This is a genomic window from Candidatus Tisiphia endosymbiont of Metellina segmentata (genome assembly GCF_964030715.1).
Taxonomy (GTDB): domain Bacteria; phylum Pseudomonadota; class Alphaproteobacteria; order Rickettsiales; family Rickettsiaceae; genus Tisiphia.
In genome coordinates, this window is the sequence record NZ_OZ034919.1 from 1,191,010 (window position 1) to 1,205,671 (window position 14,662).

Annotated in this window: 14 protein-coding genes; 8 read left to right on the forward strand and 6 right to left on the reverse strand. The window is 33.9% G+C overall.

Features of this window, described 5'->3' with window-relative positions; genetic code table 11:
* Nucleotides 1-58: 58 nt before the first annotated feature.
* The 3 genes from tgt to AAHM80_RS06085 form a co-directional block, all read right to left on the reverse strand.
* Nucleotides 59-1,144, reverse strand: a complete 1,086-nt coding sequence (tgt, locus tag AAHM80_RS06075; protein ID WP_342259609.1) for a tRNA guanosine(34) transglycosylase Tgt — start codon at nucleotides 1,142-1,144, stop codon at nucleotides 59-61.
* Between the two features lie 2 nt (nucleotides 1,145-1,146).
* Nucleotides 1,147-2,331 (reverse strand): acetyl-CoA C-acetyltransferase, encoded by a 1,185-nt coding sequence (locus AAHM80_RS06080; RefSeq protein WP_342259610.1) that lies wholly within the window; start codon nucleotides 2,329-2,331, stop codon nucleotides 1,147-1,149.
* A gap of 279 nt (nucleotides 2,332-2,610) precedes the next feature.
* Nucleotides 2,611-3,612, reverse strand: coding sequence for an alpha/beta fold hydrolase (locus AAHM80_RS06085; protein WP_342259611.1), 1,002 nt, complete (start codon nucleotides 3,610-3,612; stop codon nucleotides 2,611-2,613).
* 170 nt (nucleotides 3,613-3,782) lie between these two features.
* Here AAHM80_RS06085 and AAHM80_RS06090 point away from each other — a divergent pair, with 170 nt between their 5' ends.
* Both AAHM80_RS06090 and AAHM80_RS06095 read left to right on the forward strand, forming a co-directional pair.
* Nucleotides 3,783-5,282: an Npt1/Npt2 family nucleotide transporter gene (locus AAHM80_RS06090; protein WP_410521244.1), complete on the forward strand. Its 1,500-nt coding sequence runs from the start codon at nucleotides 3,783-3,785 to the stop codon at nucleotides 5,280-5,282.
* 257 nt (nucleotides 5,283-5,539) lie between these two features.
* Nucleotides 5,540-5,764, forward strand: coding sequence for a hypothetical protein (locus AAHM80_RS06095; RefSeq protein WP_342259612.1), 225 nt, complete (start codon nucleotides 5,540-5,542; stop codon nucleotides 5,762-5,764).
* Here AAHM80_RS06095 and AAHM80_RS06100 read toward each other — a convergent pair.
* Nucleotides 5,761-6,246, reverse strand: coding sequence for an IS630 family transposase (locus AAHM80_RS06100; RefSeq protein WP_342260395.1), 486 nt, complete (start codon nucleotides 6,244-6,246; stop codon nucleotides 5,761-5,763). The genes AAHM80_RS06095 and AAHM80_RS06100 overlap by 4 nt on opposite strands.
* Nucleotides 6,247-6,292: 46 nt before the next feature.
* Here AAHM80_RS06100 and AAHM80_RS06105 point away from each other — a divergent pair, with 46 nt between their 5' ends.
* The 6 genes from AAHM80_RS06105 (at nucleotide 6,293) to AAHM80_RS06130 (ending at nucleotide 12,663) form a co-directional block, all read left to right on the forward strand.
* Nucleotides 6,293-6,793, forward strand: coding sequence for a helix-turn-helix domain-containing protein (locus tag AAHM80_RS06105; protein WP_342259385.1), 501 nt, complete (start codon nucleotides 6,293-6,295; stop codon nucleotides 6,791-6,793).
* Nucleotides 6,787-7,347, forward strand: coding sequence for an IS630 family transposase (locus AAHM80_RS06110; protein ID WP_342259405.1), 561 nt, complete (start codon nucleotides 6,787-6,789; stop codon nucleotides 7,345-7,347). Before AAHM80_RS06105 ends, AAHM80_RS06110 begins: the two co-directional genes overlap by 7 nt.
* A gap of 81 nt (nucleotides 7,348-7,428) precedes the next feature.
* Nucleotides 7,429-7,701, forward strand: a complete 273-nt coding sequence (locus AAHM80_RS06115; protein ID WP_342259613.1) for a hypothetical protein — start codon at nucleotides 7,429-7,431, stop codon at nucleotides 7,699-7,701.
* A gap of 361 nt (nucleotides 7,702-8,062) precedes the next feature.
* The gene (locus tag AAHM80_RS06120; RefSeq protein ID WP_342259614.1) at nucleotides 8,063-9,574 is read left to right on the forward strand and encodes a leucyl aminopeptidase; all 1,512 of its coding nucleotides are present in this window, start codon (nucleotides 8,063-8,065) and stop codon (nucleotides 9,572-9,574) included.
* On the forward strand, nucleotides 9,564-10,373 hold the full coding sequence (locus AAHM80_RS06125; protein WP_342259615.1) for a division plane positioning ATPase MipZ: 810 nt from the start codon (nucleotides 9,564-9,566) through the stop codon (nucleotides 10,371-10,373). Before AAHM80_RS06120 ends, AAHM80_RS06125 begins: the two co-directional genes overlap by 11 nt.
* A 64-nt stretch (nucleotides 10,374-10,437) precedes the next feature.
* Entirely contained in the window at nucleotides 10,438-12,663 is a 2,226-nt protein-coding gene (locus AAHM80_RS06130) for a Sca4 family protein (protein WP_342259616.1), read from the forward strand.
* On the opposite strand, the gene AAHM80_RS06135 is transcribed toward AAHM80_RS06130, so the two are convergent.
* Both AAHM80_RS06135 and tnpA read right to left on the reverse strand, forming a co-directional pair.
* Nucleotides 12,660-13,904 carry an AmpG family muropeptide MFS transporter gene (locus AAHM80_RS06135; protein WP_342259617.1) on the reverse strand — a complete coding sequence of 415 codons (1,245 nt, stop codon included), beginning with the start codon at nucleotides 13,902-13,904 and terminating at the stop codon, nucleotides 12,660-12,662. The genes AAHM80_RS06130 and AAHM80_RS06135 overlap by 4 nt on opposite strands.
* Before the next feature lie 87 nt (nucleotides 13,905-13,991).
* Nucleotides 13,992-14,423, reverse strand: coding sequence for an IS200/IS605 family transposase (gene tnpA, locus AAHM80_RS06140; protein ID WP_342259383.1), 432 nt, complete (start codon nucleotides 14,421-14,423; stop codon nucleotides 13,992-13,994).
* Nucleotides 14,424-14,662: the final 239 nt, after the last annotated feature.

The window sequence follows — 14,662 nt, forward strand, 5'->3', positions numbered from 1 at the left end:
CCTCGGCTTGGACACTTCTAGCACTTGTTGATTTTGATCTTCGTCTACCAACTCAGAACTAATTGATAAAATCAAAGTCTTTCCCTTGTTGAATATATTGTCTTATTCTTGACATTAATTCTTGGAAATACACCAAATTATGCCACGTCATAAGTACCGCCCCTAGAATCTCTTTTACCTTTACCAAATGATGTAAGTAAGCTTTATTATAATTTTTACATGCTGGGCATGGACAATCATATTCTAGCGGTTCATGATCGCTACTATATTTACTATTGCGAATATTTACTATACCATATTTGGTAAAAGCTTGACCATTCCGACCCGAGCGGGTTGGAATAACGCAATCAAACATATCTACTCCCCTTGCAACCGCACCAATAATATCATCTGGTTTACCAACCCCCATAAGATATCTTGGCTTATATTTAGGTAACAAATCCGGAGCATAGTCTAACACATTGAACATTAGTTCTTGCCCCTCACCTACTGCTAGACCTCCGATAGCATACCCTTCAAAATCTAATTCTACCAAATTTTGTGCTGACTGAACACGTAACTCCTGATATATACTCCCCTGTACAATACCAAATTGACCATAACCTTCTCTTTGAACAAAGGCTTTTCTTGACCTCTCTCCCCATCTAGATGTCAACTCCATAGATGATTTTGCTTGCTCAAATGTTGCAGGATATGGGGTACATTCATCAAACGCCATAGTAATAGTGCTATCAAGAAGATATTGTATCTCAGTTGCACGTTCGGGAGTTAACATATGCTTACTACCATCAATATGAGAGTTAAAAATTACACCTTCTTCGGTAATTTTACGTAATTTCGATAGGGACATGACCTGAAAACCACCTGAGTCAGTAAGTACAGGCTTTGACCAGTTCATAAATTTACGCAAGCCCCCAAGCTTAGCAATTCTTTCAGCAGTTGGCTGCAGCATTAAGTGATAAGTATTACCAAGTACTATATCAGCTCCGGTAGACTCTACGGCTTCGGGTAACATGGCTTTTACCGTACCTTTAGTACCGACTGGCATAAAAGCTGGGGTACGTATCTGACCGTGCCTAGTAGTAATAACACCAGCTCTTGCTTTTTTATGTTGAAACTTTAAGTCAAATGAAAATTTTTGCATTATTAATTTACCTTTTCAATACACATAGCTATCCCCATCCCCCCACCTATACAAAGTGTTGCTAGCCCTTTTTTCGCGTTAATTTTTTGCATTTGATGAATTAATGTTACCAAGATTCTTGCCCCACTTGCTCCTATTGGATGACCAAGAGCAATAGCCCCTCCGTTCATATTGACTTTATTAATATCCCAATTCATCTGTTGATTTACATAAATAGCTTGAGCGGCAAAAGCTTCATTAGCTTCTATTATATCCAAATCTTCTACTTTCCAACCAGCTTTGTCCAAAGCCTTCTTCGATGCTGGTACTGGACCTGTTCCCATAATATTTGGTTCTACCCCTACTTCAGCATATGATACAATTCTAACAAGAGGTTTTAGATTATATCTCTTTAATGCTTCTTCAGATACTACCATTAAACAAGCTGCTCCATCATTAATAGAAGAAGCATTACCAGCTGTTACAGTACCTTCTTTGTCAAAAGCTGGACGTAGTTTAGCTAGAACTTCTAATTTAATATCAGCTCTAATTCCCTCATCTTGATCAAATATTAATGTAGCTTTTTGCATCTTAACTTCTACTGGTAAGATCTCGTCTTTAAAACGACCTTCTGCTTGTGCTTCACGTGCTTTTTGGTGTGATTTTAGTGCAAACTCATCTTGCATTTCTCTAGTAATATTAAATCTTTTAGATATATTTTCGGCGGTAATTCCCATTAAATTATTAGAAAATACATCGGTCAAACCGTCATACTGCATCAAATCTACCATTTGTGTGCTACCTAACTTATGACCAGCACGAATATACGATCCATGTAAACCCAAAGACATATTTTCTTGCCCACCAGCTATCACAATATCATTATCACCTGCAATAATGCTACTTGCTGCTAAACATACCGTTTTTAACCCAGAACCACATACTTTATTAACTGTGAAGCCTGTAACTTCTTTAGGTAATCCAGCTTGGATTAGAGCTTGCCTAGCAGGATTTTGTCCTACGCCACCAGTGATTACCTGTCCCATTATTACTTCATTAATAATAGCTGGATCTAGTTTACTATCTTTTAAAATTGATTCTATAATGATAGCTGCAAGTTTAGTTGCTGGAATTGATCCTAAGCTTCCTAGCAGAGATCCTACTGCTGTTCTTTTTGCATGAGTTATATAAACTGCCTTTTTACTCATCGAGTATACTCCACATTCTATGATTTTAATAAGTTGGTAGACGATAGTATACTCAAATGATTTGAAGAATTGGATTTGAAAATGAATGGTGAGCAAGCGGAGCGTACATATAGTATAGTCACGCATGCGAATCCATGATATTTTCAAAAAACAACTCTTCAGAGCAGAAGAGTATATAACTTCAAGAAGAGCTAGGCAGTAGCAAAGTCGAGCGGCGTAGCGTACATGAGTAACGGAGCAGCGAATATCTTTAGACACGACGAAGCCAATTCTTGAAGTTCACCGAGTATACTCCTTAAATAAGATATCTAAATTGTTATTAATCAAATAGCTAATATGACCACTTGGTACTTCGAAGATCATAGATTCTCTAAATAATTTGTGTAAGGATAACATAGATGATTTTGGTACTATTTTGTCATTACTTGCAATTATTTGATATACTGGTTTATTTATTAATGTCGGATCAATGGTGATATTGTTGACTTTCCATTGAAGTTTTGCAAGCATATTATTGCCTACTACATCATCCATAATTTGTATATATGTATTTCTAGACAAAGCAGTTCCAGACATCAACCAATTTTCTACTCTAAAAGATAAATCTCTTATTTTTGGTACAGTTATGGTAAAAAATTTATCAAGTTTTGTACTGAAATAATTTGGCATTAATAGGAAAAAAAGAATCTGAATATGTAGTTTAGGAATCATTGGCAAATTTCGTACATAATAATCTAGACCAAGATATTGGTATATATTCCTTGCTGTAGCAAAATGGGAGAAATCCCAAGGTGTTGAAAGTAATGTTAATGTTCTTATCATGTTTGGTACTATTATAGTGGCTGCCATTCCTATAATACCACCGATGCAGTGTCCCACTAAGTCTATTTGATACTTTTTTTGTCTTAAATTGCTAATAATTTTGCTAATAATTTCAACTACCCTCTTTACGTAGTCTTCTAACAAATAATCAGCTTCATCAACTTCAAACCAATCAACTAGAAACACCTCACCACAATGTCTTAAGTTATCAACAAAGCTTTTTGATTTAGCTAAGAAGAGAATTTCCGGGGAGTTAAAGATCGAAGGAATAACTAAGAATATTCTTTTTTTACTAATAATGCAATCTTGCGATGCCAGTGTTTTATAATATAAAATTTGATAATATTTTGTTTTAGTTATTTTTTTACCCAAGGAACAATACTTATTACCCAATAAATATTTTGATGAATAATCACTATATTGATCAAAATATTCTTGATATTTGTCATTGTCCAACATATTTTTATACACTACTAATTACTAGGGATCAATTTAAATATCTTGACATAGGGAGGCTAATAATATATAAGTTCCTAACTTTCTTTGGTTTTCATAATAGCCTTAAGCCATTATAGAGAAACTCTTGAACATGTCTTCAAGTTTTTTTTTTGTCTTAGGGAATCCTTATTATGACTAGTATACAGTCAAACTTATTTAAAAGCAAATTCAGAACTATATTTTGGCCTATCCATAATCATGAGCTTGGAAAATTCATACCTATGTGCGGTCTGATGTTCTGTGTCCTATTCAATCAAAACATATTAAGAATTTTAAAAGATAGTATTTTAATTTCAGAGATTAGTGCTGAAGTAGTAAGTTTTACTAAAGTTTATTGTGTAACACCTGCAGCAGCTTTATTCGTTATAATCTATGCTAAGATGCTTAATCATTTTAGTTTTGAAAAGATTTTTTGCTATTTAATCACTTTTTTTGTTGGATTCTTCATTCTTTTTGCTTTCATTATTTATCCAAATGTCAATATTTTCCATATTAGTCCAAATTCACTAGAACAAATTATGGGAACTTATCCTCATCTTAAATGGTATATAGCTTTAATTGGTAATTGGAGTTATATGGTTTTCTATACATTATCTGAACTTTGGCCAAATATCTTTTATGTTTTACTTTTTTGGCAGTTTGCTAATGAACTTACTACAACAGAAGAAGCAAAAAGGTTTTACACGCTTTTTTCATTATTTGGCAATTCTTCTTTAATATTTGTGGGCTTTTTGATGATGAACTTATCATCTGAGAACAGTATTGCTAAATATTTTTTAACCGTATCGGACAACAAAACTACACTTATAAAAATATCAACAAGTCTCGTGGTAGTTTCTGCTGTTATATCATGTTTACTTGTAAAATTTATTACCAAAAATGTTTTTACAAATCCAACATTTTATGCAAATGCTAAAAGTGGTAGATCTACTAAAGAAGGCATGGGTTTAATTGAAAGTTTTAAATATATAACAAGATCAAAATATTTATGGTTAATGCTAATTTGCTCTGCTGCCTTTGGTTTATCAATGAATTTGGTAGAAGCAGTATGGAAAGCAAAAATTAAGGAATTATACCCCACTGTTAATAGTTATGCAGAATTCAATAGTCTTTACATTCTTTGGACTGGAGTTGCTATTATGGTAATGACTATAATAGGCAATAATATAATGCGTAGCCATGGCTGGTTTGTTGCTGCAGTAATTCCGCCAATTGTCATGATGATTACTGGTATATTGTTTTTTATCTTAATCGTATTTGACCACCAAGTATTATCGATATTTGATAGTAGCATTCTCATGACACCCTTAGCTCTTGCGGTGTCAATTGGTGCTTTACAAAACATTCTAGTGAAAGGTAGTAAATATTCAATTTGGGATACCTCAAGAGAAATGTTATATATTCCTCTTGACCAAGAGCTAAAGACAAAAGGTAAGGCAGCTGTAGACGTCATTAGCTCGAAGGTTGGTAAATCTTCGAGCGGGTTAATACAGTCAATTATTTTCACATTAATACCAACAGCCACTTTTAGCTCTATATCACCATTTTTAATGGTGGTATTTACCATTGTTTGTATTGTATGGATTCACTCGGTAAGAAAAATATACTTTGAGTATAAAAAAATTGCCTAGCCTACTTCACTATGCATACTCAGGTAGAACTTCAAGAATTGGCTTTCCCGCCGCGACCAAAGATCGAAGCTGCCTAGTTACTCATGTACGCTACGCCGCTCGACTTTGCTACTGCCTAGCTCTTCTTGAAGTTATACTATCGTCTATCAACTCTTCATTTACGAGCAGTACACTATTGTTCGCTTATCGAATTCGCGTATAATGTATTGACATAGTATGTACTATTTATTATTATATTAAATAAAATATATGAAACTATGAGCTACAAATTAGATAAATATGAGCAGGATATAGAGATTAATTTTGAAGAACAACCTAGTATTAAAAATCAAAATGATATTAAACTATTTCAAAATGCAGCTAAAACACACCTAAAGAGAAAGCATCCTATTACTATAAGAGTAGCTGAGCAGGATATTGAAGCTATAAAAATTAAGGCTTCAAAACTTGGGTTAGCATATCATACCAATTGCAATAATTAACACGGTGTATTTATCCAGTCTCTATACATAATTGATTTTACTAAATCTACATTATGAGCAAATTGATTCCAAGCGTAACAAGCCATAGTGACGATATCTTCATATACACCATAACATTGGTTAGACAAGAAATGATTTTTGATCCATTCCCAAACTTGTTCCATTGCATTAAGTTCCGGTGCATAGGGCGGAAGCGGTATCAAAGTGATATTGCTTGGCACAGTTAGTTTTTTGGCTGTGTACCAACCTGCATTATCCGTTAGTAAAGCTATATGTCGGTTGCCTTGAATACTGCGAGAAAGGTCTTCTAAGAATTTATTCATTGCCTGTGTATTTGCATATGGTAAAATTAATGCAAAAGCTTCTCCTGTATCATGGCAAGCAGCTCCATAAATATATGTTGAAATGAATTGCTGTTGCCGAACTTTACGGGGTCTAGTGCCACGCTTAGCCCATATACGAGTTATACCAATTGCAATAATTAACGCAGTGGTGTAAAATGGGTTTTTAACTGATAAAGGTACTCAAATGGCTAGGTTAATATTACCGCAAGGTTTTCATGGTCATGATTTTATAAAAATGATGAAACATGAGCCGCATGGTCGAAATCGTATACGTTTATTGGCGATGTATTACCTTCAATTAGGCAAATCTTTTAAAGCCATATCTGAAATAGTGAAGTCACACTGGAAAACTGTGCAATCATGGCTCAGAAGATTTAGGAATCATGGTTTTGAAGGATTATTTGAATCACAAAGAAGCGGTGCCCCTAGGAAGATTAACACTATACAAGAGTCTGCTCTTTTTGATAAAATCAATACGCTCAGTGAAAGTAAAACTGGTGGGTATATAACTGGAAAGGAGCTACATATCATGTTACTTGAGGAATATGGTGCTAAATGTACTTTAAAAACAGTCTACAATACTATGCACCGCCTTGGTTTTAGCTGGATTACTTCTCGTTCAATGCATCCAAAGTCAAATCAAGAGACTCAAAATACATATAAAAAAACTTCCCAGACATGCTAACAGAATTATTACCAAAAAATATCGATAGATGTAAAGTTGATATATGGTCTCAGGATGAAACTCGAGTTGGGCAACAAGGTAGCTTAACTCGTATATGGGCTAAGCGTGGCACTAGACCCCGTAAAGTTCGGCAACAGCAATTCATTTCAACATATATTTATGGAGCTGCTTGCCATGATACAGGAGAAGCTTTTGCATTAATTTTACCATATGCAAATACACAGGCAATGAATAAATTCTTAGAAGACCTTTCTCGCAGTATTCAAGGCAACCGACATATAGCTTTACTAACGGATAATGCAGGTTGGCACACAGCCAAAAAACTAACTGTGCCAAGCAATATCACTTTGATACCGCTTCCGCCCTATGCACCGGAACTTAATGCAATGGAACAAGTTTGGGCATGGATCAAAAATCATTTCTTGTCTAACCAATGTTATGGTGTATATGAAGATATCGTCACTATGGCTTGTTACGCTTGGAATCAATTTGCTCATAATGTAGATTTAGTAAAATCAATTATGTATAGAGACTGGATAAATACACCGTGTTAATTATTGCAATTGGTATCAAACATATATTAATATGTTAATTCATAAAGAAGACACAAAATTGTAGTTGTTAGGTAGTTTAAGTTGATTAAATTTAGATATAATTATGAAAAGAATTCAAAATTGTTGCTTGAAAGAGGAATAGGTTTTGAAGAAATAATTCAATCTATAGCAGATGGGAATCTATTAGATATAACTAAACATCATAATCAAGAACAATATCCTGATCAGCAAATTCTATATGTAAGGATACTAACTGAAATATATGCTATACCTTATATAAAAGAAGATGATAACACTATTTTCCTGAAAATACTATTTCCAAGTAGAAAAGCAAGAAAGAAATTTTTAGGTTAAGGTTTATAGGTAAAATTATATTCAGACAAAATTAAATCTAATTTAAAAGAAACTAATTAACCTCAAGTATCGATGTAATAAATTGATAGTAAGCTCAGTACCATCACCCTTAAAACATCGAGGACTATTATACCTACCTAAACTTGCACACTTGGTAATATTTATTCTATGTACTCTAACACAAAAAAATAATTGAAATTAATCACTTTTCTACTTAGTGGGGAATAATTTTGGAATATAATATTTAAAAGACTTAAAGAATTACTTTATTAATCCGTGGGTTTTTTATATACTTCCATTATTCAGATTATTACGCTTACAAAAAGAATATATAAAATTAGCCTCTCAAAAATAGGAATTTATGCTCAATAACATTAACTTTATAAGTAAAGAATTATCAAATAATCAAGCAACTGTAGTTTTTATTAACGAACAACTAAAATTAGACAATGAGTTATTGCTACTTGACCAACAACATCATGGTTTAATTTCTAAAACTATTCAGAATAAATTAGTATTTGCTGGGAAATTTGGACAAATTAAAATTGTTAACTCTGTTGCTAAGGATGGGGAAATAAAATATTTAATCATAGTTGGCATTGGTGATGAAACAAAACTAAAGACCTCTTGTATTGAGGAGATCGGGGGAAGAATTTTATTCAGTAGTACTTGCTGTAAAATTAGAACTATTGGTATAAAAATCTCTCATAATATTGGACAATATGAGCCAGCTGTTGTAGCGATGCTTATAGCTAGCGGCTGTTTGCTTGCTTCATATAGATTTGATAAATACAGAACTACCCAAAGTGAAGGAGAAAAATTTGTTGTAGATTCTCTGGAGATTTCTATAGATGACAAGTCTAAAGCAGAAGAATTATTTAATGATAAAAAATCATTGGCTGAGGCAGTATTCTTTGCTAGAGATATAATTAATGAACCAGCCAATATCAAAACTCCTTCATCTTACTCGGAAAAGATATTAGAGAATCTTGAACCATTAGGAGTTGAAATTACCGTTATCGGTGAAAGAGAAATGAAAAATCTTGGCATGGGGGCTTTACTTGGTGTTGGACAAGGTTCGCAAAATGAATCTAAACTTGTAGTAATGCAATATAATGGTTTGGATGATGATACCCCGCCTGTAGCTTTCGTTGGTAAAGGAGTTACTTTTGATAGTGGCGGGATTTCTCTTAAACCAGCAGCCAATATGGGAGATATGAAATATGATATGGCTGGCTCAGCCGCAGTAGTTGGAGCTATCATGGCTTTGGCTAGTCGTAACGCCCAAGTTAACGTGGTTGGGGTAGTTGGTCTTGTGGAAAATATGCCATCAGGTAATGCTCAACGACCAGGAGATGTGGTAACCACTATGTCCAAAAAAACAGTGGTGGTGGATAACACTGATGCAGAAGGTAGGTTAGTCCTGGCTGATGCAATTTGGTATACTCAAGAAAAATTTAAACCTCAATGTGTCATCGATCTTGCTACCCTTACTGGAGCTATCGTTGTTGCTCTTGGCAAAACTTATGCTGGATGCTTCGCTAATAATGATGAATTAGCTAATAAGCTAATAGAGGTTGGTAATAAAGTTAATGAAAAATTATGGCGTATGCCTCTGCATAAAGATTTTGATGAGATGATAAAGTCTGACATTGCTGATCTTGCCAATATTGGTAATGTCCCTGGAGCGGCTGGTAGTTGTACGGCAGCTCAATTTATAGGAAATTTTATTAAGGAAGGTATGGTTTGGGCTCATCTTGATATTGCTGGTGTTGCCTATAATAAAACAGGTAATCCTCTTGGTCCCAAAGGAGCAGTAGGTTATGGTGTAAGGCTTCTTAACCAATTTATCCAAGATCACTATGAAAAATAATCAAGCAAATCGCATATTTGTAGTTGGTAATGAAAAAGGTGGAGCGGGTAAAACTACCTGCTCCATGCATCTAATTACTGGCTTATTGTATAATGGTCATACGGTAGCTAGTATTGATACTGATTCACGTCAGGGTTCTTTAACAAATTATTTAAAGAATAGGGCTGATTATAATCTAAAAAATCCGGATAAAACGGTTGCTGTTCCTCAGCATGTTCATTTAACTGAAAGCCAAGAACAAGTCATTAACCTTAAAGAAGAGGACGAAAAAACTAGGTTTGAACAAATATTTGAACAGGCAAAAAAAGCAGATTATGTAGTAATCGATACACCAGGAAGCTACTCTTTTTTATCAAGATTAGCTCACTCTTATGCTGATACTATAATTACGCCAATTAATGACAGTTTCCTTGATTTTGATGTACTAGGTAAAGTTAATGCTAACAATTTGTCAATTATTACTCCGTCAATCTATAGCCAAATGGTTTGGGAACAAAAAATGCAGAAGGCTAACCGTAATGGCGAAACAATTAATTGGATTGTAATGCGTAATAGATTAAGCAACTTGGATGCAGTAAACAAAAGGAATGTTGCTACTTCTCTTGAACAATTAGCAAAAAGAATTAGCTTTAAAATTGCCCCAGGCTTTAGTGAAAGAGTAATTTTTCGGGAATTATTTTTACAAGGATTAACATTACTCGACTTAACAACAGCTAATCATGGAAAAACACTTAGTATATCTCACGTAGCTGCTCGACAAGAATTACGAGATTTCTTAAATTTTCTTGAAATTATTTGAGTGTATAATCAATATAACCATTAGTTCGATATCGAACTGAAGCAAAAAAGTCCAAGAGGATAATATGACAACACCATTGATATCAAAATTTATCGGTTGGAATTATTTGGCAAAGAAATCACTTGGAGCTAATGATGGTGGAGAATTAGGAGGAATATACAAAAGTTCTGATGACCTTCTATCCATGATTAAAAGCGAAGGGGATTCTCGAAAAAATATATCAGAGTTTTTGGGTTCGCAAATTTTTCAAGCAACAAATCCAAATCATGGAGCTAAAGTTTCTCTCACTGTACCTGATCATCTTACCGAAAAAGTACATCAGAAAGGAGGACTTCAAAGTGATGGCTCTGAGGTATATGTACGGTCTGAATTTTTTAAGAATTATAGTGGTGATATGTATGTAGATATGGATAAACACATGTCTACAAAAACTAAACCAAGTGGTTGGCTTCGAAAAGATGGGGGAAGACCGATTTTCATGGGAACAAGAGAATTATTATCTAATACTTTAAGCAAAGCTTTTGAAGAACTTCATTATAGTTCTTTTGATAAAATAGCTCCAACTAGCTTATTAATAGGTGACTTTGATATTCATACAGGTAACATAGGAGTTATAAGAGACCCCGAAGATTCTACCATTCTTCCCAAACTAGTTCGTATAGATTTTGCTGGAAGTCTTGACCAATTAGAGGATAACATCCATCCATATTCTTGGTCTAGACATCTACCATTACTAGGCCCAACTAACCATTTTAGGGAATTCCCAAGTAAATTAAGTCATAATGATTCATTTGTAAAAGGTTTACTTGATACTGCACAAGTCGATTTAAATAAGACTATCGATGACAGTTTTGCAGAATTATCAAAATATTATAGTGATAAAGCACTAGCAAATTGGGCGAAAATGGCAATGTGTCAGAAATTTAAGGATATAGCCCCAGAACACATAAAAATTGCCGATATTAAAGATGCCTTTAAGGAAACTATGCAAAAGAGGCAACAATCATTAAAAGAGTATGGGTTGCAAATTAAATTGGGTCTTTTAGTAACAAAAGGAAAAATTAACACACCAAAATTACGAGAATTAGTCCAAGAACATCCCGATTATTTTAACAATATAATCAACCAAACCAAAAAATTAAAATTAAGAAAAGAAAATAAAATAGAGTATATTTTAGGCTATAAAGCTCGAGAAGTATTATTAATTAAAGAAATAGCAAAAATATTACAAGAAGAAAAACAGCTACTGACCAAAAAAACAAGCGATCTCGAACCATCTATGCAAATATCTAGAAAAGCACTAGACGTTATGCTGACTCACGAAACAACAACTACTAATGTTCAATCCTCAACCTCCAAAGTGGATTCTATAACATTAGCCTGTAGACAAGAAATTATTGCCAAACAACAAGCACTATTACAACACGTCCTTGCTGAAGCAAATATTAAGACGGATAAAGGAGTTGCAATTGCAAGTCTTGCTACTAATTCTCAGGAATTTAAAGAGTTTGTAGAAAATAACAACGGATTAATACAAAAGGCTTGGGCTGCCCCCAGTGTAAAAGCAAATATAGCACAAGCCATGAATGATGAAGTACAAAGTTATGCTAAAGTCCTTCAGGCTAATCATTTTAAACCTTTAACTTGGAACGAACAAGAAACAGTAACAAACACAAGCTCTACTAGATCAAGGGCTATTAAAGTCAAAGATGAAGAATTATTTAAATTAATAGAAACTAATATAAAGACCTCTAAGAAAGTAATGTTAGAAGATGGCGTAACAGAGAGAGAGATTAGTAATTATCGAAATATTAATCTACCATTAACAATCAAGCCATCTAGTACAGCTGTCCATCTTTCATTCCCGGTACAAAACGAGAAAGGTGAAAATATTGCAAGCTCGAAGGCACTTTATTTTACTGCTCACTATAACGAGCAAGGAAAACTAGTAGAAATAACCAACCCATTATCACTAAAGTTTGCTGGGGATGATAAAGATGCTATAGGATATATACAAAGAGGGAATAATATCTACACTATCCCTGTAACCAAAGGGCAATATGAAGCAATGGTACAAGAAGTAGCAAAAAATAAAGAATGTAATATCAATATGTCACAAGCTATTATTCCCCTTGAGGCAAGCGACTCTATAGGTGAATTAACGCAGATTCAGAGTAGCTTAAAACATCATGTGAACAACACTCCACCTGAAACAAACACAGCAGTATCAAAAGCACAAAACACATTATCCCGACAGCAACAACGTAATAGAACTAATGGTTACATTTAATATTTCATTTTTGCTTTTAATAGTGAGCTGATTTTTAGTAGCAGAAGTAGAGAAGGAATTGTGATTATAATAATAAATGTAAAAAAGCTTTTCCATCCAAATTGTACAACAATATATCCTGAAAGAGCTGGAAAAATCGATCTTGAAAATCCCATCATAGAAGAAAAAAATGAATACTGAGTGGCACGAAATTTGCCTGTGCATATTGAAGCTATAAAAGCAATGTAAGCTGTCATAGCCATCCCGCAAGTTATACCTTCACAGACTGTGGTAATAAAGAATAATGGTAGATTTTTGCCATAAATCTCATGCACAATAAGTAAGGTATGTGCGATTGCATGAATTACGCCAAATATCAGCAAACTATCTAAGATATTCTTTTTTTTCATCACTAAGCTGGCTATTAGTCCGCCAATTATTGTAGATATTATACCAAAAAATTTTCCTGCACTGGCTATTTCAAATTCGTTATAACCAAGATGTATTAAGAAGGGATTCATCATCATAGTAATAAAATCATCTGGTAATCTATATAAAATAAGGAAAACTGCTATTAAAAAGACTAAGGAAAAAGACCCTACAGGTTTTAAGATATTTTGTACAAAGTTTGAAATATTTATTTTATGATCTAGATAAGTTTTTGAGGCTAAGTCGTGTTCTAACCGCAAGATACTTGTAACCAAAATAGCAGAACAAACAAGTACAGAAATGGCAAAAATTTTATATATATTATTCCATCCTAAATAGCTTGACAGATAGATAGCTCCAGAACTTGAAATTAGCATACCAATGCGGTAGCCAAAAATATAAATTCCAGAAGCTGCTCCTTGAGATTCTTTTGCAATAATTTCGGTTCTGAAAGCCCCTAGGATACTATCTTTAGCTGAACTTAAAAATGATATTATCAAGCCTACTAGTGCAAACAATATTAGACTGTGGTGAGGATTCATGGTACTTAAAAGAAAAATAGTAAATGCCAACAAAATCTGGATTAGACAAATCCAAGATAATCTATGACCAAGCAGTTTTCTTAATTGACCTAAATGTATAGTGTCAAAAATAGGAGCCCATAAAAAGTTAATAGAATAGGGCATTATGATAAAAGCAAACATACCAATAGATTGTAAGTCAATATTTTCCTTGGCCAACCAGTAGTTTAAAGTATTACCTGTAATCATTAAGGTAAACCCGCTAGTTAGTCCAAATAACCAAATAACGAATAATTTTAAAGGAGTTAACATAAAATTAATATTGGAAAAAAGTCAGAACGCCCTCGCAAAGCGAGGGGCTTGACGGTTATGAGCAGCCCAAAGGGCTGCCATTGTTAATTAAAATTCTCCTGATTCGTCAGAGCCTAAACTATCAAGTTGCTCTTGATTCTTAATGTAGTGTTTGATCTGATTCTCTTCAAATCCTACAGTTGAGACCGCATAACCTCTAGCCCACAACTTTTCTCCATTAAAATTACGTTTTCGTCCACCAAACTGCCTAGCAACGGCTATAGCACTTTTCCCCTTGATATAGCCTATTACTTCAGCTACAGAATATTTAGGAGGAATCTTGATGAGCATATGCACATGATCTTGTACCATATGCCCCTCTATGATCTTTCTCCCACGTTGAAAAGCTAACTCATGGAATACGTTCCCAAGATATTTTCTAACCTTCCCGTACAATTCTTTTTTACGACACTTTGGAATAAACACAATATGATATTTGCAATCCCATTTAGAATGATTTAAACTTTCGTATGTTGTCATATATTTTCTCCTTTGACCGTCAAGCCAAAGAAGTTATATATGATAACTTTTTATTTTATACTAAATCTAAAGGCCAAGCCTTGATGGTCTCACTAGTCAAACTAGTGGCTTACCTATCATTGAGTTAGAATACCGTAATAATTTTTTTATACAAGCTAGATTTCTCTACATCGCAGTACATCCCGACTTTTAAATTACTCTAAAGAAGTTTTTAGGTTGACTGAATTGATAAAAAATAT